The organism is Hyphobacterium lacteum (genome assembly GCF_036330345.1).
Taxonomy (GTDB): Bacteria; Pseudomonadota; Alphaproteobacteria; order Caulobacterales; family Maricaulaceae; genus Hyphobacterium; species Hyphobacterium lacteum.
In genome coordinates this window covers 460,184-482,876 of the sequence record NZ_JAZDRP010000002.1, presented here as the reverse complement: position 1 = coordinate 482,876, position 22,693 = coordinate 460,184, and the positions used below count along the sequence as shown (strand labels likewise).

Genomic DNA, 22,693 nt, shown 5'->3' with positions numbered 1-22,693 from the left:
CGACCTTCGACATCTTCAACACGAACGCTCAGTTCGTGGCGGGTATCGACGTGACGTATCTGGAAAGCTTTGCTTACCAGGTCCTGCCGGGCGGTACGGTGTTTGAATACGCTGGCCGCTTTGCCCAGGATCCGTTCACGGGTGTCCCGGCTGCGTTCCCGGAAATCTCTGCCCTGCTGCGCATGGGTATCGTTTCCGACAACTGGCAGTTCAACTATGTTGGCCGCTTCATCGACGAAGTCACCGACTTCTCGTCGAACCCGGCGAACCTGTCGAACGACGCCGAGCGTGTGATGTATCATGACGTCCAGGCTGCTTACGACTTCGTCGATAGCGGTGTTGGCCTGACCTTCGGCGTGCGGAACCTCGCTAATGAGACCCCGCCGTATGTCACCAACAATGATGACATGAATACTCTGAACCAGACCTACGACACGGCTGGCCGCTACTTCTACGGCCGGATCACGGTTCGCCGGTAGTTCAATGAGGTAATGCGCAGCACATGGAAATCGACTCCCCGGAACTTACCTGAGTTCTCAGTTCCGGGGAGGACGGTTTCGCCCTCCGAGTCAGGTGTTCTGCGTATGCTGGGCGGGCCTTCGGGCCCGCCTTTTTTTTATGATTCCTGCAGCTCGGTCAGGATTTCGGACCGGTGCTGATCCAGACGCGGTGCTGGCAGCCCAAGCTCAAGACGCCCATTCGTGAACGTAATCGGTGTACGGATGCCCGGGACGCCGTCTGCCAGAATTTTCAATTCCCGCTCAATGACTTGCGGATCACTGAATACGTCTGCCAGCGTGTTGATCGGCCCCGCCGGGATCGTGTGTGCCTTGCACGCTTCAAGCAGATCAGCCCGCTTCCAGTTCCGGGCCTCGCCTGCAATCAAGGACACCAGCTCCGCGCGGTGTTCAACGCGGCCAGCATTGGTTGCAAACCGCTCTGCCCGCCCGGCCTCCATCTGAAGCAATTCGACCAGCCGCCGGTACTGGGCATCATTGCCTACAGCGATAATCAGATAGCCATCGGACACCGGGAAGGCCTGGTAGGGTACGATGTTCGGGTGGGTTGTTCCCATCCGGTGCGGCGCCTTGCCCGTGACCAGATAATTCATCGCCTGGTTCGTCATGACTCCGGTCATGCAATCCATCAACGCCAAATCAATGTGCTGTCCCTTGCCGGTCCGCTCTCGCTGGGCAAGCGCCGCCTGTATTGCGATTACGCCATACAGGCCGGTCAGAAGATCAGCGATGGCGATCCCGACTTTCTGCGGCGTACCATCGGGGTCTCCGGTCAGGTCCATGAGACCGGACATGCCCTGGACGATGAAGTCATAGCCAGCCAGGTCGGCATAAGGGCCTGTATGTCCGAAGCCGGTGATCGAGCAATAGACAAGGCGTGGATTGATCGCGCTGAGGGCGGCGTAATCGAGCCCGTATTTTGCCAGTCCGCCATGCTTGAAATTCTCGATCACGACATCCGACCGGGCCGCCAGGCGGCGGACAAGATCCCGGCCTTCCCCGGTTCGGAAATTGGCCGTGATCGACCGTTTGCCGCGGTTGCAGGCATGGTAATAGGCGGCCGCCCGCTCACCGTCATGGTCGATCCATGGCGGACCCCAGCGTCGCGTATCATCGCCGGCCGGGGCTTCGACCTTGATCACATCGGCGCCGAGGTCAGCCAGTGTCTGGCCTGCAAAAGGTCCTGCCAGAACCCTTGCCAGCTCCAGCACTTTCAAACCGGTGAGTGGCGGCTCGGCGGTCATCGTCAGCGGCCTCCGGAAAAGTCGGGCGCGCGTTTTTCGAGGAAGGCGCGATAACCTTCGTGGAAATCCCCGCTATCGAAGGCATCGCGGAACAGGGCGCGTGTTTCTGCCGTGTCGCTCAATGTGCCGTTTGAGACGAGATTCAGGATGTATTTCAGGCCTTTCAGGCTACCGGCCGATCGCGCGGCGATTTCCGAGCATCGCTTCTCGATTAACCGGTCCATTTCAGCGGTTGGCTGGCAGGCGGCGACGAGACCAATGGCTTCGGCTTCAAATCCGTCCAGATGCCGTGCAGAGAATAGGATGTCCCGGGCCATGGCCTGTCCCACCGCATCGACCAGCCGCCGCGTATCATTCAACGGATAGAGCAGACCCAGCTTGGCGGGGGTGACACCGAACTTTGATTCCGGTGTGCAAAAGCGCAAATCGCAGGATAGCGCGATCCCGCATCCCGCGCCGATGCACGGCCCATCGATCCTGGCAATGACCGGCATGGGAAAGGCCGCCAGCGCATCAAGCGCCTCGGCGACCTCGCGGGAAAACGCATCGGCGCTCTCGCGTGTTGCATAGACATCCTCGAACTCGCCGATATCGGCGCCGGCGGCAAAGGCTCCGCCTTCACCGCGCACCAGCAATACGCGCAATTCCTCGCGGAGCGCCGCTTCGGCCAACAGTACAGGCATGGCCTGCCACATGGCGCGGGTCAGGGCATTACGCTTTTCCGGCCGGTTGAGAACCAGATGGCTGATCGCACCGTGATGCTCGAGAAAGAGATCGCTGGAGCTCATTCCGAGCGCACTCAGTAGTCGCCCGATGGTGGAGATATGAGGCGGGAAAAGAAGATCGCGTTGAGGAACATCTTTTCCGCACCCCGGAATGTTGCCCTGAAATTCGGATTGTCGGCGAAAAGCACCACCGCACCGCGACCGCGCCTTTGCGCGACGACGGCTGGCGTGCCGGCAATCTCTTCCTGACGACGGGTGGAGGCGTAGCCTGACAGAAGCGGATCTTCGTTGTATTGCACAGGGACAGCGAACGGATCGTCTTCGGGCCATTCCAGCGTTTCGGTCATGTTCCGGTGAAGGGCGATGAACCGGTCCGCATATCCAAAGCCGATCGGATGGCTGGGATCAAGATCGCCCGCGAAAATCGCGCCACCGATAATATGTTCGGCGTCGTCGACCGGGAGATCGGAGTAATTCCGCCGGTCCGGGCGCTCGCCGCTTTCCTCATCGCCGGACGCGTCATCGTCGTCGTCCGCCTCGACACCGAGGAAGACTTCCTGTGCCATCAGCGCGCCCTGGCGGCTGGCGATTACGACGCCGCCATCCTCGCGGATCCATTGCTGTACACGCGTGGCATCGCGCTCGGAGAGGCGGGTATTTCCACCGCCGACAATGATCAGATGGGTATAGCGGGACCAGTCCAGACCGCCGAGCTGGTCCTTACGGCGCAAGGTCACCGGGATATTCATCCGGTGGTCGAGCAGGTGCCAGACTTCTCCCGCATCATATGAGGCGATACCGGCATCAAACAGGACCAGCACGCTGGGCTGGTCGACCGAGCGGAAACCGGCGCGGTCGCCAAGGTCGGGTGAATTTCCTGGTGTCGACCCCGAAGTCACCGAGAACGCCGCTACGCCATCCGTTTCGGCAGCTTCGCGGACCAGCGCGTAGATTTCGTCATGGGAAACGTCCTGACCGACCAGCGGGACAAAGACGGCGCCCGGTGCGAACTGCCGTGGTCCGCCAAGGACTGGAATGGTCACATTTTCGGTTGCAACGCGCACGCGGACGTCATGGTCCAGCAACCGGTAGAGGCTGCGTGGGGCATAATAGTCCGACCAGCGGAGGACATAGCCATAGGTGGACCGCGCCGGCGCGTTGGCCCCGGTTTCCCGGGGACGCAGAACAGCCCCCGCCAGATCAGACGACCAGGCGCGTCCAAGTGCTGCATATTCGAGGTCATAGGCCAGTGGTAGCGTCCAGCCCGAAACGTCATAGAAAATGTTCTCGTCGAACTCGGTGACCCGGTCGAAAATGCTGCGGATCATAGTGTATTGCGGCTGGGCGAGTTGGACGATAGCGGCTTCTCCGGCCCGATAGGTATGACCGTTGACCCGAACATCCCTCGCCAGCGTATTCACCGTGACATCATGCCTGGCCAGCAAGTCGACAAACAGGTTCAACCGTTCCGGGTCGCCATCCGCTGAAAAGACATAAGCACGATCGGAATCGCGCGCCGCCCGTTGCATGGCACTCGCGAAAAACTCACGCTGATAGGCCATGATGGCGTCGCGTTGGGCAAGGGCGCCCTCAACCGTTGTCAGGCTGGTGCGGAAATGGGTTCTGACATTCTCGCCATGCCGAACCAGACCGCGCTCGGATTCGATCAGGCCGCCCCGCGCCGCACCGATTTCGAACAGAATACCCAAGGAACCATTCACCTGCGGGTAGGTCGAACCCTTGCCGACGTAGAAATTGTCGAAGCCTTCTTCGGACGTGTAGAGGCGCGCTTCGCTATCCAGAAAGCGGACATGGTATTGGGCGATGCCCTGGGTCAGTTCGCGGGCGCGTTCCGGAATAAGCGGATTGCGGCGCAGGGGTTCGCCCGGGTGAAAATAGAAGGTGGCTTCCGTTCCCATCTCGTGGAAATCGGCCGATACCTGCGGCTTCCAGCGATGCCATTGTTCCAGCCACGCTTGCGATTCAGGTTGGGTCTGTAACAGCCATTGGCGATTGAGATCGAACCAGTAATGGTTGGTTCGCGCTTCGGTCCACAGATTGTGTTGTTCATTGTTCGGGTCGGTGACCGGAATGTCCGCACCAAAGGCCTCGACATGATTGACGCGGCGGGAATGGCCGTCGGGATTGAAGATGGCAGTGATCAGGATCACCGCATCGTCCAGTGTTTCCTCGATTGCATCACCCTGCGCCGCCGCAAAATGATAGAGGGTGGGGATAGCGGCATCCATTCCGGCACTTTCCGCACCGTGCACGCCATAGTTCAGCCAGATGACGGCAGGCCCGCCGGACGGAGCGGCGCCGGGGGCAAGGCTGGCCAGATGAGCCTGACGGATATCCTCGATCCGGGACTGATTTTCCGGCGCGGTCACCACAAAGAAGAGGATGGGCCGATGCTCGTGTGTATAGCCGATCGTCTCCATGCTGATGCGGTCGGACAGGCCAGCGATCTGCGTAAGATAGGCCACCATCTGATCGTGGCGGATCGGACGGTCGCCGACACCGAAACCAAGAATATCCTCGGGGGCGGGGATCGCATCATCATAGGCAACGCCCTCAACCTGGAAATATTCAATCGGATCAGCCAGTACGGCAGATGGCAGGACAAACGCCGCCATGGCGGCCAGCAGGAAACGGATCATCGGACTCCCCCTCGGTTTCCAGTCAGATTTAATCCGGTCTGTGGATCAATCCAACCGGCCTTTGAATGCGCGCTCGGTGCGGCCACCGATGCGGGTCAGCAATTCGTATGGTGACAAGCCTGCGGCCTCGGCCTGCGTTTCGACCGGTATGTCCGGTCCATAGATCTGCGCCCGGGCGTGCGCCAGAGATTGCGGGTTTTCGTGCAAGGTCAGGTCAATCACCGTGCTGTCCATCGAGACGCGGCCGATGATGGGGGCGGTTTTGCCGCCAACGAAAACATGGGTCCGATTGGACAGGCAGCGCGGAACGCCATCTGCGTATCCGGCCCCTATGGTTGCCGACCAGCCGTCGGTCTTGAAGACATGGGTGGCCCCATAGCCGACTGTTTCGCCGGCCTGAACCCGCCGGACCTGCAGTACCGGCGCCTCGAACAGATAAGGGATTTTCAGGTCCGCTCTGTTGCCGAGCGAGGGCTGCGGGCCGTATAGCGCTAGGCCGGGCCGCACCATTTCGAAATGAGCATCGGAGCCGAGAAAGCAACCGGCAGAGTTGGATATCGATCGCTCGGCAATTCCAAAAGCCGGATAACGGGCAGTAAAGCGTTCTATCTGCTCGCGGTTCCTGGGATTGGCCGGTTCCTCAGAGCAGGCGAAATGGCTCATGATGTGAACCAGATTCAGCCCTTGCTGTTGAAGCGCTTGGACGGCGGCATCATCAATGGCCGGCAGGCCCAGCCGGTTCATGCCGGTATCCAGATGCAGCGCGGCGGGCTTATCTCCAGCCTCATTCATCCACAGCCAGGCTTCATCCAGCGAATTCAGCACCGGTATCAGACCGGAATCAGTAAAGTCCCGGACCGTATATCCGCCCAAGCCGTTGAGGATGAATACCCGCCCGCCAGCCTCCGCGATTTCGGCTGCAAGCGGGGCGGCCTCACCGGGGTGTGCAAAAAAGAAAGCCCGGCATCCCTTGAACAGCAGATGCCGGCCGATGGCTTCTGCGCCCATACCATAGGCATCGGCCTTGATGACGGCCGCACATTCGGCGGGCGAAACCGTTTCCTGCAAAAGCCGGTAATTGGCCGCGATGGCGTCCAGATCAATGGTGAGGCGGGGGCGGGACAACATGGGCAGAGTGTTCCAGCCCTGCTGCGCTCAGGCAATCGCGAAACCCACATTTTGCAGCCATTCCACATTGTTCGCCGAAGGCGGCTTGCTCTTCGCCGGGCTGCTATCTACGGTCGTTTGAACGGGTGCGGGGCGAGCCGGGAGGGATGTGCCGTTGAGAGATTGGCCGGATGCTGTCCGATGGCTCTTTCATGGCGCCCGAAGCGGTTTCCAGGCCGTGGTGTTTGCTGTGCTGATAGCTGCCTGTCTGCCGGGCGCCCTCGACGCGGCGCAGGATGCGCCGGCCCGCGATTATGTGGACATTGCCGATGACCTGAACCTGCAGTCCGATCTGGAAATCCTGTCCGCCGATGAGGACTGGCGGGCGCGGCTGGGTGTCGAGGAAAACCAGGAGAGGCCTGCGGAATGGTGGGAGCTCGTCCCGTGGGGGCTGGTTATCCGGATCGTGATCTGGGGGCTTGCCGCCGGGTTGCTGGCGACGATTGCCTATCTGATCTGGCGCTATGGTGCGGTGATCCAGGTCGGATTGAGCGCAAAGGTGGACGAAGGCAGAACCGGCGATCCCGATATAGCCTCAGGAAGCGTCCTGTCGGCGGAGCCGAAAGCCCTTTCGCTCGATGATGTTCTGGCCATGGAAGATGCCGGGCGCGCTCTGGGAGCCCTCCAACGGCTGGTGCTGGAAGCTGCGCTCGCAGCGATGAATGCGTCTCTGCGCAAGAGCGATACGGCGCGGGCCGTCCTGCGGAGGCTGCCACGAGACTGGCAGTATTATCCACCGGTTGCGGCTCTTGTCCGCCGGGCCGAACGCGTGCGGTTTGCCGGCGATTCCTTTGACCGGGAGGGACTGGAATCGGTGATCGAGAGCGTGCGCCCTGTGCTTCATGAGAGAGGCCAGGCCCGCGGATGAAAACGGTAAGCCGGTCCATCACGCCCTTCCTGACGGCCGCCATACTGATCGGCGTGACCGGCTTATGCGTCTATTTATTTCTCCAGATCCAGCGGGTCCCGACCGTGCCCCGGAGCGCTGTCGGGCTGGACGGTTTGGCTGTACTTCTTGACGCCAATGATATCCCGACCCGGACATTGACCTCGGCGCAGCCCTTCGACCCTGACGCTGTGGGGCTTCGTATCCTGCCGCTCTATGATGACGATCCCGGTGGGCCGGGCGATTTTTTCGTTTCTGACGAAGACCTCTATCTGAACCCGGCAATCCGGCCGATTCTTGAGACCGTCATCGATCGCAAGATCGAAAGCCTGCCGACGCTGGTCGTGCTGTCTAAATGGCGCGACGGGATCCGGCAGGCAGGCTTTATCCACCCGGAGTTCCTGCTGGCGTCGGATGTTGTCGGCACATCGTCCGGCTTCGAGGCCGAGATCAGTCCCCAGGATAGTCCACCAGAGGACAAACCGCGTGAAGGCGAACGGGATAATCAAGGCTTTGCCGGAGACGCCGGCATTGACCAGCTCGAATTCGATCCGGTGGAGTTTGGCGGCTTTCGCCGGCTGGCGGCGGGGGCCCCTCAACAGGTCGAAACCGTGAGCGCGGGCCGCTATGGCAGTGCCGATCTTTACGCTCCGCAATACGCCATCGCGCCGTTCAATTGCGACGTCATGGTCGGAGAGGCCGGACGCGGTTTGCTGTTCGAATGCCTTTCCGGCGGGCAGATCTATTGGGTGTTGAGCGACCCTGATCTCCTGAACAATCATGGCCTTGCGCGCGGCGACAATGCGCGAACGGCCATCAATCTGATCCGCGATCTCGCCAATGGCGGAGACGTGCTGATCGATTATACGACGATCCCCCTCCTCTCGCCGGGAGAGGCCAGGGGCCGGTCACTGGCGGATCTTCTGCGCTATTTCGGACCGCCCTTCCGCGCGCTCTGGCTGGCGGCTCTTGTGGCCCTGATCGTGCTGCTCTGGCGCGGTGCCATCCGCGGCGTGCCTCTGGTCCGGCGGTTTACCGAAGGCCATGGCGCGGCGCGCCGTACATCGTTCGCTGCACAGGCCGGTCTGATGCGGCGCTCGCGAGCCGACGGCGCCTTGCTGAAGGCATTGCTGAAATCACACCTGGCGGTGCTGAGCGACAGGCTGCTGGGCCGCGATATTCCCAGGGCGGGGCGTCGGGATCGCTTGCTGAGAGCAATCCGGCACCGTGATGCCGCAACGGCGGATGATCTCGAAACAGCGATCCGGGAAATAGATTCACTTGCCGATACGGCCGGTACGGATGCCACCGTGCCGGTTCTTGCACGGCTTGAAAGCGCTTACAGGAAGGCTCTGGAACTCTCATGACAGAATTTACGCTCGACGATTTCGCGGCGCGCGCCGATGCCCTCCGGCAGGAGATCCGCAAGGCGGTATACGGCCAGGATGCGGTGATCGATCAATTGCTGGTTTCGGTTTTTGCGCGCGGTCATTGCCTGCTGGAAGGTCCGCCCGGAACCGCCAAGACGCTGCTGGCGCGGAGCTTTGCATCGGCCATGGCACTCGATTTCGGACGTATCCAGTTTACGCCGGATCTGATGCCGGGCGATGTTCTGGGGGCCAATCTGTTCGATTTCTCGGCCAATGCATTCCGGCTCGTGAAAGGGCCGGTCTTTACCGACATTCTGCTGGCCGACGAAATCAACCGGGCCCCCCCCAAGACGCAGGCGGCGCTGTTGCAGGCGATGCAGGAAGGCATCGTCACCATTGATGGTCAGGATCTGCCGCTGGGCGAGCATTTCCACGTCATCGCGACGCAGAACCCCATCGAACAGCAGGGAACCTATCCGCTGCCCGAGGCCCAGAATGACCGTTTTCTGTTCAAGATTGTCCTGGATTTCCCCGACCGGGATGCCGAGCTGGAAATTCTTCGACGGCATGCCGCACAACCGGTCGGGTTTGCCGGACGGGATGCCGGGATCGAGCCGGTCATGACCGCCGCCCAGCTGAAAGCCGCGCAGGCGCTGATCAATTCGATCCGTCTGGATGAGAAGATCATTACCTACATCGTCGACCTGGTGCGCGAGACCCGGACCGATACCGATGTCCGTGAGGGGGCTTCGACTCGGGCCGCCGATGCCATGGCCGGCGCGGTCAGGGTGATGGCGGCGCTCGACGGGCGTGACTACGGCCTGCCGGATGATGTCCGTGACCTGTTCCTGCCGGCTTTGCGTCACCGCATCGTGCTGGGTCCGACGGCCGAAATTGAAGGCCGGACATCCGATGACGTTCTTAGCTCCATCCTCGGCCGGATAGAGGTGCCACGCTAGTGCGGCCTACGGTCAGGCTTCTCTGGCTGGCGCTGACGGCTCTGGTGATTACCGGGCTGATGCTGCCGGCCTCCAACGGAGGCAGTGCCATGCTGGCACTGCCCTGGACGGGCATTGCCCTGATGGCGCTGGCCGATCTCATTCTCAGCTTCCAGGCCCGGCCGCGCCTGCTGCTGGAAGGGCCGCGCCAGTTATTCTGCAGCGAGAGCAGAGCTTATACGCTGTGGTTCAAGCGTCCGGTCCCGGCCGGCCTGGTGCTGCGATTTGACTGGCCTGACGGCTTGTCCGGACCGGCCGAGCTGTCTGTAGACAGCGGTTCCGAGGCGGTGGAGGTCGAGGTGACCGGAGCCGCGCGGGGTGATTGGGCTTTCAGCGATATCTGGATGAGCTGGCCCAGCCGCTTTGGCCTGTTCGATTTCGTGCCAAGGGCCAAAATCAGCGAGACGCTTGCCGTGATGCCGGACATACGCCCGGTGTTGAATGGCGAGATCGATCTGGCGGTCCGCACCAGTCTGATGGGTCAGAAAAGCACCTTTGCCGAGGGCGAAGGCTCCGAATTTCACCAGCTGCGCGAATATGTGCCGGGAGAAAGCCTGCGCCGGATCGACTGGAAGCGTTCCGCCCGGCAGAGGCGGATGCTGTCGAAGGAAACCCGGGCCGAGCGCAATCATTCCGTGATCATCGCGCTGGATACCGGCTATCTGATGCGGGAGCAGATTTCCGGGCTGCCGAAAATCGATCACTGCACCAATGCCGGGCTGGCTACCGCCTGGGCTGCGGCGGCGGGCGGGGATCAGGTGGGGCTTTTCACCTATGATTCCCGGCCGCGTATCTGGTTGCCGCCGGAGCCGGGACGGCGAGCCTTCCCGAAACTTCGACGGACACTCGCGAGCCTGGCTTATGAAAGCCGGGAAAGTAACCACACCCTGGCGCTGGCCACGCTGAAGGCGCAGCTGAAACGGCGCAGCCTCGTCATCGTGTTTTCCGACTTCGTTGATACGACGACGGCGGAACTGATGGTTGAACAGGCCGGGCATATGGCGCGCGAGCATCTGGTGATCTTTGTGGCTCTCCGCGATCCCGATACCGATGCGCTGGTGCGCAACCCGGTGACATCGATCGAGCAGGCGGCGACCAGCGTCGCTGCGGCTGATCTAGTCCGGGAACGCCGCATTGTCTTCGAGCGTCTTTCCCGGCTGGGCGTGCTTTGTCTTGATGTCGAGCCCGGCCGTCTGACCCCGAAACTGGTCTCGACCTATCTCGATCTGAAGGCGCGCGAGGCCGCATGAGCGAAGAGCGTGCCCGCCTCCGCTCCGCCCGGTTCCGCGAGCAACGCGAAGCTGACTGGCTGGCGCTTGAAAAGCTGGTCCAGAAAGCCGAGCGCGGCGCAGCGGCCCGGCTCAGCTTTCAGGAATCCCAGGATCTGGCCCGGCTTTACCGATCCACCGCAACCAGCCTTTCGGTGGCCCGCGATATTTCGCTGGACAAGGCGTTGCTGGAATATCTCGAAGCGCTGGTGGCGCGGGCCTTCATTGCTGTTTATGCGCCGCAGGAAAGCCTGTCCGGCATTGTCACAAAATTCTTCGCGCGGTCCGGACCCCGGGCCATGCGCCGCAGCTGGATCGGGTTGGGACTGGCGCTCGTCACCTTCGGGCTGGGCGCGCTGATCGGCTATGCGCTCTTCATGCAGGATACAGAATGGTATTACACCTTCATTCCGGCCGAGCTCGCCGGTGGCCGCGACCCGGCGGCCAGCACAGAATTCCTGCGCAATGCGCTGTTTGATGATGGCGGCGGCTATGCAGCCGCGCTCGGCACGTTTGCGGCCATGCTGTTCTCTCACAATACGCGGGTCGCCTTCATGGCGTTCGCCATGGGGATTTTTGCCTGTGTCCCGACATTCCTCCTGTCCCTGTTCAACGGGCTGACGCTGGGCACGTTCTATGCGCTGCATGACAGCCGGGACCTTGGCTATGAAGCGTTCGGCTGGCTCAGTATTCACGGCGTCACCGAGATTGCCGCGATCATTATCGCAGCCGGCGGCGGTTTCCAGTTGGGTCTGGCGGTTCTGTTTCCCGGCGCGCAGTCGCGCAAGGACGCGCTTCGAATGGCTTCGAAGGATGCGATCAAGCTCGCGCTGATAGCGGCCCTGATGCTGTTTGCTGCGGGGCTTCTCGAGGGTTTCGGTCGGCAATTGGTGCAGGTGACCGAAACGCGTCTGATGGTCGGTTGGGGAATCGGCGCGCTCTGGCTGGCCTGGTTCCTGCTCGGCGGAAGGCGGCGCAACTGATGGCCCGGGCCCGCAATCCCGCAGAGGCGGCGCGGCAAGAGGCTGCCGGGCGGCGCTTTGCCGTTCTGACGCCGCCCGAGGGCGTGCCGATCCGGTTCGAAATTGCCAGTCTGATGGCGCGTATGGGCGCGCAGATTGCCGATATCCTTCTGACGGTCCTGGCCGCGTTGGCCATTACTTTCTTTATCGGGCTGATGCCGTTTCCTCTGGTGGATTTTTTTACAGGGGTGCTGTTTGCCCTGCTGCTGCTGGCCATAAGGGCTCCTTACTACATTCTCTCGGAACTGTTCTGGAACGGGCAGACCCTGGGCAAGAAGATGACCGGTCTGCGCGTCCTGTCCGCTGACGGGCGAGGCCTCACCACGCATGGTGTGGTCGCACGGAACATGATGAAGGAGGCCGAGGTTTTCCTGCCGGGGACCATGCTGCTCGCGGCTGGCGGGCTGGGCGCCATCTGGACCCTGGTTCTGCTGGTGTGGATCGCCATCCTGTTGATCGTGCCGCTGACCAACAGGAAGCGCCAGCGATTGGGCGATATCCTTGCCAATACCTATGTCGTCCGCCAGCCGAAGATTGTTCTTCTGCCCGATCTGTCTGCGTCCACACAGGCGGACGAGTTCAGCTTCACGCCGGCGCAGCTGGACCATTATGGCCGGTTTGAATTGCAAACCCTGGAAACGCTCTTGCGGGCCAATCCGCTGGACAAGCCCGTCAAGGCGGAAATGGGTAAAACCATCACCGAGGTGGCGGCGCAGATCGCGAAGAAGATCGGCTTTGACGAGACCATTCCCGAAGGCCGGGCGCTGGCTTTCCTGCATGCATTCTACACGGCCCAGCGCGCCTTCCTCGAGCAGAAGCAGTTATTCGGTGAGGTCAGGGCCGACAAGCATCACGATCACGACAATTCGGGAAGTCCGAACAGATAACCATTGATTGCAGACCCAAGCGCTGCAAACTCGCTTCATCGATTCATTCCGTACTGGGGAGACATATGACAGATACGCCGGAAGCCGCACCGATGCCGGGCAAACCCTCGCTTGATGTCGGCAATATCATCTCTTCGACATTCAATCTGTTCTTCAAGCACTTTCCGATGTTCTTCATCGTCGTTTTTGTGCCTTATCTCTTGCTGGAACTGGTGCTGAACCGCATTGTGTCGTCGGCCGTAAGCGCAGAGTCCAATGATGTCGTCGGGATGCTCGTTGCGACCTATGCCAGCCTGATCCCGTTCTGGATCGTCTTTATCCTTGTCCAGGCGGTGATCGTCCGTGTGGCGATCAGTTTGCGCCTGGGCCAGGGCGCACAGCTTCAGGCGGCTCTTGGCGCGGCCTTGCGTGGATTCTTCCCCATTCTGTTGCTGGGTATTGCGGCGGGCATCGCAATGGGGATCGGCTTTCTGTTCTTCATTCTTCCCGGCCTCTACATCATGGCGATGTTCTATGTGATGGTGCCGAGCATTGTCTTTGAAAATGCCGGCTTCGGCGGGATCAGCCGGAGTGTGTCGCTGACCGATGGCTATCGCTGGGCCATCCTCGGAGTGGTGATAATCCTGGGTGTCATCATCTGGATCATCACTGCCGTGGTGGGGGCGGTGCTGGTCGGTATCCTGTTCACCCAACAGGACACGCTGGCCAATATGGCGGCGCAGCCTTTCGCCTATCCCTGGTGGTATGGTGTCGTGAATGCGGTGATCAGTGCCGCGACAACGCCGATCTCGCTGATTTCCGTGGCGATGATCTATGCGCGTCTCAAGGAGATCAAGGAAGGCGGCCAGGTCGGCGACCTGCTGAAAGTGTTCGAATAACCAAAAAGGGCGGCTCAACGAGCCGCCCTTCTTCATTCCGGATGGAGTCGTATCAGACGAAAGCCTGGATGCCGGTCTGGGCGCGGCCGAGGATCAGCGCGTGAATGTCATGCGTGCCCTCATAGGTATTGACTGTTTCCAGATTAATCGCGTGGCGCAGCACATGATATTCCTCGGCGATGCCATTGCCGCCATGGATGTCACGAGCCTCGCGGGCAATGGCCAGGGCCTTGCCGCAATTATTGCGCTTCATCAGTGAAATTGTTTCCGGGATCCAGGCGCCCTGGTCGAGCTGGCGGCCCAGCTGGCAGGCGCCCATCAGGCCGAGCGCTATTTCGGTCTGCATGTCGGCCAGCTTCTTCTGGACCAGCTGGGTGCCGGCAATCGGCTTGCCGAAGACAATGCGCTCCATGGCGTATTCGCGGGCGGCATGCCAGCAGAAGGTGGCAGCGCCCATGGCGCCCCAGGAGATGCCGTAACGTGCCTTGTTGAGGCAGGAGAAGGGACCGCGCAGGCCTTTCACATTCGGCATCAGCGCGTCTTCGCCGACCTTGCAATCGCTGAGCATGATCGAGCCGGTAATGGAGGCGCGAAGGCTCATCTTGCCCTCGATCTTTGGCGTGTCGAAGCCCGGCGTGCCGCGCTCAATGATGAAGCCGCGAATGGCGCCATCCAGCTTGGCCCAGACCACAGCCACGTCGGCGATCGGGGAATTCGTGATCCACATCTTCGAACCGTTGAGGATGTAGCCGTCAGCGGTCTTCGTCGCTGTGGTACGCATGGCACCCGGATCGGAGCCGCCGTCCGGTTCGGTCAGGCCGAAACAGCCCACCCACTCGCCCGTGGACAATTTGGGCAGATATTTCTTCTTCTGCTCTTCGGTGCCGAAGGCGTAAATCGGATACATGACCAGCGAGGACTGGACCGACATGGCAGAGCGATAGCCCGAATCGACTTTCTCCACCTCGTGCGCGATCAGCCCGTAAGCAACGTGGTTGAGGTTCGAGCCGCCATATTCCTCCGGCAACATGGAGCCCAGAAGGCCCAGCTCGCCCATTTCCGTCATGATTGCGCGGTCAAAGCTCTCCTCGCGGGCCGCATCGATAACGCGCGGAAGCAGTTTTTCCTGCGCATAGCCGCGGGCCGTCTCCTGGACCATGCGTTCCTCTTCGGACAGCAGGCTGGAGAGGTCGAGCGGGTCTTCCCAGTTGAAGGTCTTCGCGTCGATCGATTGATGCGTGTTCATGGCAATTCGTCCTCGCATGCGGAATGTGGGCGTCTGATGGCATTTTAGCGCGCTGGCGTCCATTGGCGAGGTCACTAGTCGCTTGCCGGGGACATCGCTAAGGTCGGCGCAAACAGGGGAGGCGGTATGAGCGCCGATACGATCATCGTTCTGGCCACTCTGGTCGTCTACAAGCTGGCGCTGATTGCCATCGGTTTCTGGGCGTCGCGGCGCAACCGGTCCGAGGATGACTTCTTCCTTGGTGGGCGCGGGCTTGGGGCCTGGGTGGCGGGGCTGTCCTATGCCGCCTCGACATCCTCGGCCTGGGTGCTGCTGGGCTTTACCGGTTTTGTCTACACCAACGGGCTGAGCGCGCTCTGGATGGTCCCGGGAATCTGGGGCGGATATGTCGTTGTCTGGCTGGTGTTTGGCCGAAGGCTGCGCGAGGAAACCGCGGAGCGGGGTCATGTGACCATGGTCGACTTCATGACCGCCGAGACAAGCGGGTCGATGAAAACCATGATCGCCATGCTGAGCGCGGTGATGATCTTCTTCTGCTTCATTTTCTACATCGCCGCCCAGTTCGGTGCCGCCGGTACGGCGTTCGAAACCCAGCTGGGCTTGCCCCACACGGAAAGCCTGCTGATCGGCGCGACCGTCATTCTCATCTATTCGTTGCTTGGCGGCTTCTGGGCGGTCAGCGTCACGGACATGTTGCAGGGCGGCCTGATGGCGTTGATTGCCATCGCGCTGCCCGCGGCAGCATTGGTGGCCGCAGGGGGGCCATCGGGCGTGATAGAGTCGCTAAGCGCCAGTGCGCCGGAGGGCTATCTGTCCCTGACGGGGCCCCATGCCGGCTTCATCTTTATCGGCTTTGTCCTCGGGATTGCGGCGATCGGGCTGGGTCCATTTGGCCAGCCGCACCTGATTGCCCGGCTGATGGCGGTGAAGGACGAGGCGGCACGGCGGCAGGGATTCCGGATTGCCATGGGATGGGCCTTCATCGTCTATAGCGGGATGGTCACGCTGGCGCTTTCCGGCCGTGCTTTGACCGGTGGTGATGTGGGCGGAGAGAGCCTGCTTTACCTTCTGGCGACAGACCTGTTCCCGCCCATGCTGGCCGGGCTGATCATCGCCGCAGTTCTGTCGGCGGTGATGTCGACGGTGGACTCGCTTCTGATCGCCACCTCGGCCGCAGTGGGCCACGATATGGGTGTCGTGCGCCGGTTCCCGGGACGGGAAGTGCTGATCGCGCGGATCGTGATGGCGGTGCTGGTCGGCCTGGCGGTGGTGCTTGCCATGGCACTGCCGGCGACCATTTTCAGCCGTGTCCTGTTTGCGTGGTCGGCACTGGGCGCGGCCTTCGGTCCGGTTGTACTGGCGCGGGTGATGTTTCGCGAACCAGAAGGCTGGGCCATTCTTGCCGCGATTGTCTGCGGCTTTGCCGTCACCGTTTTCTTCTATCTCGCCGGACAGGTCGGTGGCGAGAGCTGGGCTGGCCAGCTGGCAGGCCTGCCGGGCGACCCGTTCGAGCGGATCGTGCCCTGGATCCTGCCATTGGGGCTGGTCTTCCTGTTCTCACGTCAAAAAGCGGTCGCGCGCTGATTTGCTCCACCGGATTGCGAGCGGTTCGCGATTCGCATAAAGAGAAAGCATGAGTGACGCCCACAGCCTTCTCGAAACTGCCGGTTTGCGGATCACGCAACCGCGTTTGCAGATTGCCCGCACGCTGTTTGCGGATGGTCTGGACCGGCATGTCACGGCCGAGCAGGTGTTCGCCCGCTTGAAAGCGGATGGCGTGCATATGGCTCTGGCCACGGTTTACAACACGCTGGGTCATTTCGTGGAAGCCGGTTTGCTGCGGCCGATTTCCAAGCCGGGGTCGGATGCCTCGATCTATGACACCAATACCAGCTCGCACCATCATTTCCTGAATGAGACGACCGGTGAGCTGACGGATATTCCCGCTGGCGCGATACCGCTGGACCTGCTTCCGCAGCCGGAAGACGGGAGCGAAATCGTCGCTTGCGAACTGGTCATCCGCACCCGGTCAAAGTGAGAATTATTCTCACATTTTAGAATGATTCCAAAACATTGACTTCGCCTGCAAGGCGACTAGTTTCGCGCCCATGTTTGGCGCCGGAACCCGCCGGCCTTATTGGGAGGACTACCATGTCGCTTAAGGGCACCAAGACCGAAGACAATCTGAAAGAAGCATTCGCCGGCGAAAGCCAGGCCAACCGCCGCTATCTCTATTTCGCGCAAAAAGCGGACATTGAAGGCTACAATGATGTGGCTGCCGTTTTCCGTTCGACCGCCGAAGGCGAAACCGGCCATGCTCACGGCCATCTGGAATTCCTGGAAGAAGTTGGCGACCCGGCAACCGGTGAGCCGATCGGCAATACTGAAGCCAACCTGAAGTCGGCGATTGCTGGTGAAACCCACGAATACACCGACATGTATCCGGGTATGGCCCGCACCGCTCGCGAAGAAGGCTTCGACGAGATTGCTGACTGGTTCGAGACGCTGGCCAAGGCCGAGCGCTCGCACGCCGGCAAGTTCCAGAAGACCCTGGACGAAATGGCGAGCTAAGACCTTCAGCTGAAGGTTCGAGACAGCGCCCGGGCTGGCCAGACGGCGGGCTCGGGCGTTTGCCTTTCAACGCCCGTGCAGGCGGGGAGATACATCGATGACCGATACACCAGAACAACCGCGCGAAGGTTCGCTGGATGCGCCCATACGGCATCCGATCGACTGGCAGAATCCGGAGTTTTACGACGAGGACGCCTTCGACAAGGAATTCCGCCGACAGGCCGAAGTCTGCAATTCCTGCCGCCGCTGTTTCAATCTGTGTGACAGCTTCCCGGTCCTGTTCGATGCGGTCGACGAATCCGAGAATTTCGAGGTCGACGACCTCACCAAAAAGGACATCAAGGCGACGGTCGATGGCTGCACGCTGTGTGACATGTGTTTCCTGACCAAATGTCCCTATGTGCCGCCGCACGAATTCAACATCGATTTCCCGCATCTGATGCTGCGCTATCGCGCGATCCAGCAGAAAAAGGGCGAGATCAGCTTTGCTGATAACCAGCTGGTGAAGACAGATCGCAACGGCACGCTGGCTCGTCCGGTTGCCGGGATCGTCAACTGGGCGACCAACAAGAACAACAAGGGTGTGCGTACCCTGATCAACACGCTGGGCGACATCCATCCGGAGGCCGAGCTTCCGAAATTCAACACCCGGACGCTGACCGCGCGCGCCAAGGCGAAGCGCGAAATCAACGCTGAAGCGCCGGCTCATGGCAAGCGCAAGATTGCCGTCTATGCGACCTGTTTTGGCGAGTACAACAAGCCGGAGATCGGCGAGGCAACGTTGGATGTCCTGGCGAAAAACGGGATCGATCCGAAAGTGGTTTACCCCGGCTGTTGCGGCATGCCGGAACTGGAGCAGGGCAATCTCGACAAGGTTGCCGCCAATGCCCGCAAGGTGGCCAAGGTTCTGCGCCCCCTCGTCGATGAGGGTTACACCATTATGGGTCTGGTTCCGTCCTGCACGCTGATGCTGAAGTTCGAGTGGCCGCTGATCCTGCCGGATGATGAAGACGTCAAAGCGCTGTCCGCTGCCACAATGGATTTCGATCAGCTGATCGTCGATATCGCCAAGAATGAAGGTCTGGCCGACGGGCTGACACCTCTGCGCGGCGGGGTGACATTGCACATTTCCTGTCACTCGCGGGCCCAGAATATTGGCCAGAAATCAACCGAGATGCTGAATCTGATCCCGCGCACCGAGATCAATGTGATCGAGCGCTGCTCGGGTCATGGCGGCAGCTGGGGCGTGAAGAAGGAAAACCACGACACCGCCATCAAGGTGGGCACGCCGGTCTTCCGCAAGGCGTTGGATTTCCACAATACCTTTGTATCGTCGACCTGCCCCTTGTCCTGCGATCACATCAAGACAGGTATCGACACGGTTCAATCCGAATCGGCGCCGGCACGGACGTGGCACCCGATCGAGATTTTCGCGAAAGCCTACGGATTCTAGGAGCTAGGACATGGCCGAAATCGTCAATTTTTCCGAGGCCCGGCTGAAAACCGAGGTCAAGGCCACCGACATCATGGCGATGTCGGACTATGGCAAGGTGCGCAAGCAAAAGCGCGCCGATCTGGTGCCGGTGAAGAAGACGCGCCGCGTGCCGATCGGTCCGCACGCCACCTTCTACTTCGAGAGCTATGACACGATGTGGCTGCAGATCCATGAGATGCTGTTCATCGAGAAGGGCGGTGCCGAGCAGATTCCCGATGAGCTGGCCGCGTACAATCCGCTCATCCCCAAGGGCCGCGATCTGTCGGCGACGCTGATGTTCGAGATCGATGATGAAAAGCTGCGCAAGAGTGTACTCGGCCGTCTGGGTGGTGTCGAAGAGACAATCTTCCTGAAGTTTGGCGATCACGAGATCGTGGCGCGGGCCGAAGAGGATGTCGACCGCACAACAGCGGACGGCAAGGCCTCCTCGGTGCAATTCATCCATTTCGATTTCACCGACGCGCAGGCCGCCGAGTTCAAGGCGTTCGAAGGCGATGTGATGCTGGGCATCCGCCACGAGAACTATCCGCACATGACGATGTTGCCGAAAGAGACCAAGGCGGCGCTGGCCGGCGACCTGGTCTGATCCCCTCCACGGCTAAAACCAGTCCGGGCCTCCCCATTTCCGCGAGAGTGTGATTGTCTCTCCGGGATATACGGGGAGGCCCTTTTTCATGAAGATTGCCTGCATTGGCGGTGGCCCGGCCGGGCTTTATTTCGCGATCGCGATGAAGCTGAAGAACCCGGCCTGCGAGATCGATATCTATGAACGCAACAAACCCGGCGACACGTTTGGTTGGGGCGTCGTGTTCTCTGATCAGACCATGGACAATCTGGCCGCAACTGATCCGGAAAGCGCCCGGCTGATTGCCGATTCGCTGGCGCACTGGGACGATATCGATGTGCATTTCCGCGGCACGGTGGAAAGCTCGGGTGGGCATGGCTTCTGCGGCATTGGCCGAAAACGTCTCCTGAACATCTTGCAGGACCGGGCGGTTGAGCTGGGCGTCAATCTGCATTTCGAGGTGGAAGTCGACCCGGAGGACTTGCCCGACGCGGATCTGGTGATCGCGTCTGATGGCATCAATTCGCGGGTCCGCGAACAGTATGCCGATGTATTCAAGCCGGACATTGATCTGCGCGCCAACAAGTTTGTCTGGCTGGGAACGAAGAAGGTGTTCGAGGCCTTCACTTTCATCTTTGTAGAAACCGAACATGGCTGGGTCTGGGCCCATGCCTACCGGTTCGATGATGATCTCTCGACCTTCATTGTCGAATGCTCGGAGGACACCTGGCGCGGGCTTGGCTTTGATCAGATGGATCAGGACGAAACCTGCCGCGCGGCCGAAGCTCTCTTTTCCCAATGGCTCGACGGTCATGCGCTGATGAGCAATGCGAAGCATCTTCGCGGTTCAGCCTGGCTGAATTTCCGCCGGGTGCTGTGCGAGACCTGGATGCACAAGAATATCATCCTTCTCGGTGATGCCGCGCACACGGCGCACTTCTCGATCGGCTCCGGCACGAAGCTGGCCTTCGAGGATGCGATCATGCTGGCCGATGTCCTGTCCTCGACCGAAAAACCGATCGCCGAAGGGCTGAAGGATTATCAGGAAGTCCGCACGGTCGAGGTGTTGAAACTGCAATCAGCGGCGCGCAATTCGACAGAATGGTTCGAAACGCTGGACCGCTATCTCGATTTCGAACCGACGCAGTTTGCCTATTCGCTTCTGACCCGATCACAGCGGATCAGCCACGAAAACCTGCGAGAGCGCGATCCGGAGTGGATGGCGCGTATGGAAAGCTGGTTTGCGGCCAAGTGGGGCGTTGAAAACCGCCCGCCCATGTTCGTGCCCTTCCGCCTGCGGGGCATGGAGCTCAAAAACCGCGTCGTGGTTTCTCCCATGTGCATGTATTCCTGCGAGAACGGGCTGATCAACGATTTCCACTTCGTCCATTACGGCTCCCGGGCCATGGGCGGGGCCGGGCTGATCTATTCGGAAATGACCAATGTCGCGCCCGATGCCCGCATCTCTCCGGGATGTGCCGGGATCTGGAATGATGCGCATGTTGCGGCATGGAAACGCGTCACCGATCATGTTCACGCCAATAATGCCAAGATGGCGGCTCAGCTCGGGCATGCCGGCCGGAAGTCGGCGACTAAGTTGAGCTGGGAAGGTGACAACCAGCCACTGGAAAGTGGTGCCTGGCCAATTATCGGGCCGTCGCCAATTCCCTGGTCGGACCGCCATCAGGTGCCGCGCGAAATGACCCGCGAGGATATGGACCGGGTCAAGGCCGAGTTTGTTGCCGCGACAAAGCGTGCGCTGGAGGCCGGGTTCGACATGGTCGAACTGCACGCGGCCCACGGCTATCTCTTCTCCTCCTTCATCACGCCGGTCTCCAACCAGCGCACGGACGAGTATGGTGGCAGTCTGGAAAACCGGCTCCGCTATCCGCTGGAGGTGTTCCGCGCCATGCGTGAGGTATGGCCAGCCGACAAGCCGATGGCGGTGCGACTGTCAGCGACGGACTGGGTCGGTGAAGAGGGCATCCAGCCGGAAGATACGGTTGATGTCGCTCAGGCCTTCATCGATGCCGGCGCCGACCTGATCGATGTGTCTGCCGGGCAGACCACGCCGGCGGCGCAGCCGGTCTATGGCCGTATGTTCCAGACGCCGTTCTCGGACCGCGTCCGCAATACGCTGCATTGCGCGACCATGGCGGTGGGCAATATCTATGAGGTCGATCACGTCAATTCGATCCTCGCCGCCGGGCGTGCGGACCTGGTCGCGCTGGCACGACCGCATCTGGCGGACCCGTACTGGACGCTCCGCGCGGCTGCCGAACTGGGCTATAAAAATGCCGGCGTGCCGAACCAGTATATTGCCGGTCATGTCCAGCTGAAACGCAATCTCGAGAAAGCGGCGCTGATGCAGGAGATGAAGGTATGAACCCCGCCACCCACACACCGGAACATTTCCTGTGGTCCTTTGCCGACGGGGTCGGCACGGTCACGCTGAACCGGCCGGAAAAGAAGAATCCGCTGACCTTTGAAAGCTATGCCGAGCTGCGCGATTTCTTCCGTGCGCTTGTCTACACGCCGGAAGTGAAGGCGATCATCCTCACCGGCGAGGGCGGGAATTTCTGTTCGGGCGGTGATGTCAACGAGATCATTGGTCCGTTGACCGAGATGGACATGCCGCAATTGCTGGAATTCACGCGTATGACCGGTGATTTGGTGAAGGCGATCCGGCATTGCCCGCAGCCGGTGATCGCGGCGGTGGATGGTGTTTGTGTCGGGGCCGGGGCCATCCTGGCCATGGCCTCGGATCTGCGGATCGCGGCGCCGGATGCGAAGACGGCTTTCCTGTTCAACCGCGTTGGTCTGGCCGGCTGTGATATGGGCGCGTGTGCCATTCTGCCCCGCATTATCGGGCAGGGGCGGGCGAGCGAGCTTCTCTTCTTCGGCCGCTCGATGAGTGCGGAGGAAGGCGAGCGCTGGGGGTTCTGGAATGCGCTGATAGAAGCTGATGATTTGCTTTCGGAGGCCGGAAAATGGGCTGCACGGATTGCTGCCGGCCCGACCTTCGCCAATGGAATCACCAAGACCCAGCTGAATGCGGAATGGGATATGGGTATCGACCAGGCGATCGAAGCCGAAGCCCAGGCCCAGGCGATCTGCATGCAAACCGAGGATTTCCGCCGCGCCTACCGCGCCTTCATTGCGAAGGAAAAGCCGGTCTTCGAGGGGAATTAGG

The 22,693-nt window shown here is 60.8% G+C and carries 19 protein-coding genes and 1 pseudogene; 15 read left to right on the top strand and 5 right to left on the bottom strand.

Annotation, left to right across the window (positions count from 1 at the left end; genetic code table 11):
• Window positions 1-479 (top strand): annotated as a pseudogene (locus V0U79_RS04835) (TonB-dependent receptor plug domain-containing protein); the annotation flags it as partial.
• A 137-nt stretch (window positions 480-616) separates the two neighbouring features.
• On the opposite strand, the gene V0U79_RS04830 reads toward V0U79_RS04835, so the two are convergent.
• From V0U79_RS04830 to alr, 4 genes are read right to left on the bottom strand one after another with little or no spacing between them, the layout of a single operon-like run.
• The gene (locus V0U79_RS04830) at window positions 617-1,762 is read right to left on the bottom strand and encodes a CaiB/BaiF CoA transferase family protein (protein WP_330198340.1); all 1,146 of its coding nucleotides are present in this window, start codon (window positions 1,760-1,762) and stop codon (window positions 617-619) included.
• A gap of 2 nt (window positions 1,763-1,764) precedes the next feature.
• Window positions 1,765-2,550: an enoyl-CoA hydratase/isomerase family protein gene (locus V0U79_RS04825; RefSeq protein ID WP_330198339.1), complete on the bottom strand. Its 786-nt coding sequence runs from the start codon at window positions 2,548-2,550 to the stop codon at window positions 1,765-1,767.
• A gap of 11 nt (window positions 2,551-2,561) precedes the next feature.
• Window positions 2,562-5,147 (bottom strand): M14 family zinc carboxypeptidase, encoded by a 2,586-nt coding sequence (locus tag V0U79_RS04820; protein ID WP_330198338.1) that lies wholly within the window; start codon window positions 5,145-5,147, stop codon window positions 2,562-2,564.
• Between the two features lie 45 nt (window positions 5,148-5,192).
• Window positions 5,193-6,275 (bottom strand): alanine racemase, encoded by a 1,083-nt coding sequence (alr, locus tag V0U79_RS04815; protein ID WP_330198337.1) that lies wholly within the window; start codon window positions 6,273-6,275, stop codon window positions 5,193-5,195.
• A 154-nt stretch (window positions 6,276-6,429) separates the two neighbouring features.
• On the opposite strand from alr, the gene V0U79_RS04810 reads away from it, so the two are divergent.
• The 7 genes from V0U79_RS04810 (at window position 6,430) to V0U79_RS04780 (ending at window position 13,623) form a co-directional block, all read left to right on the top strand.
• Window positions 6,430-7,182, top strand: a complete 753-nt coding sequence (locus V0U79_RS04810; protein WP_330198336.1) for a hypothetical protein — start codon at window positions 6,430-6,432, stop codon at window positions 7,180-7,182.
• A complete protein-coding gene (locus V0U79_RS04805) occupies window positions 7,179-8,567 on the top strand; it encodes a hypothetical protein (RefSeq protein ID WP_330198335.1) in 1,389 nt (462 codons plus the stop codon). Before V0U79_RS04810 ends, V0U79_RS04805 begins: the two co-directional genes overlap by 4 nt.
• Window positions 8,564-9,529: an AAA family ATPase gene (locus tag V0U79_RS04800; RefSeq protein WP_330198334.1), complete on the top strand. Its 966-nt coding sequence runs from the start codon at window positions 8,564-8,566 to the stop codon at window positions 9,527-9,529. The genes V0U79_RS04805 and V0U79_RS04800 overlap by 4 nt, the downstream gene beginning before the upstream one ends.
• Window positions 9,529-10,818: a DUF58 domain-containing protein gene (locus tag V0U79_RS04795; protein WP_330198333.1), complete on the top strand. Its 1,290-nt coding sequence runs from the start codon at window positions 9,529-9,531 to the stop codon at window positions 10,816-10,818. Before V0U79_RS04800 ends, V0U79_RS04795 begins: the two co-directional genes overlap by 1 nt.
• Window positions 10,815-11,819 (top strand): stage II sporulation protein M, encoded by a 1,005-nt coding sequence (locus tag V0U79_RS04790; protein WP_330198332.1) that lies wholly within the window; start codon window positions 10,815-10,817, stop codon window positions 11,817-11,819. The genes V0U79_RS04795 and V0U79_RS04790 overlap by 4 nt, the downstream gene beginning before the upstream one ends.
• Complete coding sequence (locus tag V0U79_RS04785) at window positions 11,819-12,745, top strand: RDD family protein (RefSeq protein ID WP_330198331.1); 927 nt, start codon at window positions 11,819-11,821, stop codon at window positions 12,743-12,745. Before V0U79_RS04790 ends, V0U79_RS04785 begins: the two co-directional genes overlap by 1 nt.
• A 65-nt stretch (window positions 12,746-12,810) precedes the next feature.
• Window positions 12,811-13,623, top strand: coding sequence for a hypothetical protein (locus tag V0U79_RS04780; RefSeq protein ID WP_330198330.1), 813 nt, complete (start codon window positions 12,811-12,813; stop codon window positions 13,621-13,623).
• 52 nt (window positions 13,624-13,675) lie between these two features.
• Here the strand turns inward: V0U79_RS04780 and V0U79_RS04775 are convergent, their stop codons facing one another.
• Window positions 13,676-14,869 carry an acyl-CoA dehydrogenase gene (locus V0U79_RS04775; RefSeq protein ID WP_373696429.1) on the bottom strand — a complete coding sequence of 398 codons (1,194 nt, stop codon included), beginning with the start codon at window positions 14,867-14,869 and terminating at the stop codon, window positions 13,676-13,678.
• 126 nt (window positions 14,870-14,995) lie between these two features.
• Between V0U79_RS04775 and V0U79_RS04770 the strand changes: the two genes are divergently transcribed.
• The 7 genes from V0U79_RS04770 (at window position 14,996) to V0U79_RS04740 (ending at window position 22,692) form a co-directional block, all read left to right on the top strand.
• The gene (locus V0U79_RS04770; RefSeq protein WP_330198329.1) at window positions 14,996-16,453 is read left to right on the top strand and encodes a sodium/proline symporter; all 1,458 of its coding nucleotides are present in this window, start codon (window positions 14,996-14,998) and stop codon (window positions 16,451-16,453) included.
• A 49-nt stretch (window positions 16,454-16,502) separates the two neighbouring features.
• On the top strand, window positions 16,503-16,907 hold the full coding sequence (locus V0U79_RS04765; RefSeq protein ID WP_330198328.1) for a Fur family transcriptional regulator: 405 nt from the start codon (window positions 16,503-16,505) through the stop codon (window positions 16,905-16,907).
• 113 nt (window positions 16,908-17,020) lie between these two features.
• On the top strand, window positions 17,021-17,440 hold the full coding sequence (locus V0U79_RS04760) for a rubrerythrin family protein (protein ID WP_330198327.1): 420 nt from the start codon (window positions 17,021-17,023) through the stop codon (window positions 17,438-17,440).
• A gap of 97 nt (window positions 17,441-17,537) precedes the next feature.
• Window positions 17,538-18,893 carry a (Fe-S)-binding protein gene (locus V0U79_RS04755; RefSeq protein ID WP_330198326.1) on the top strand — a complete coding sequence of 452 codons (1,356 nt, stop codon included), beginning with the start codon at window positions 17,538-17,540 and terminating at the stop codon, window positions 18,891-18,893.
• Between the two features lie 10 nt (window positions 18,894-18,903).
• Complete coding sequence (locus V0U79_RS04750) at window positions 18,904-19,521, top strand: DUF3501 family protein (RefSeq protein ID WP_330198325.1); 618 nt, start codon at window positions 18,904-18,906, stop codon at window positions 19,519-19,521.
• An 88-nt stretch (window positions 19,522-19,609) separates the two neighbouring features.
• Entirely contained in the window at window positions 19,610-21,886 is a 2,277-nt protein-coding gene (locus V0U79_RS04745) for a bifunctional salicylyl-CoA 5-hydroxylase/oxidoreductase (RefSeq protein WP_330198324.1), read from the top strand.
• Complete coding sequence (locus tag V0U79_RS04740; protein WP_330198323.1) at window positions 21,883-22,692, top strand: enoyl-CoA hydratase family protein; 810 nt, start codon at window positions 21,883-21,885, stop codon at window positions 22,690-22,692. Before V0U79_RS04745 ends, V0U79_RS04740 begins: the two co-directional genes overlap by 4 nt.
• The last annotated feature ends 1 nt before the right edge of the window (window position 22,693 follow it).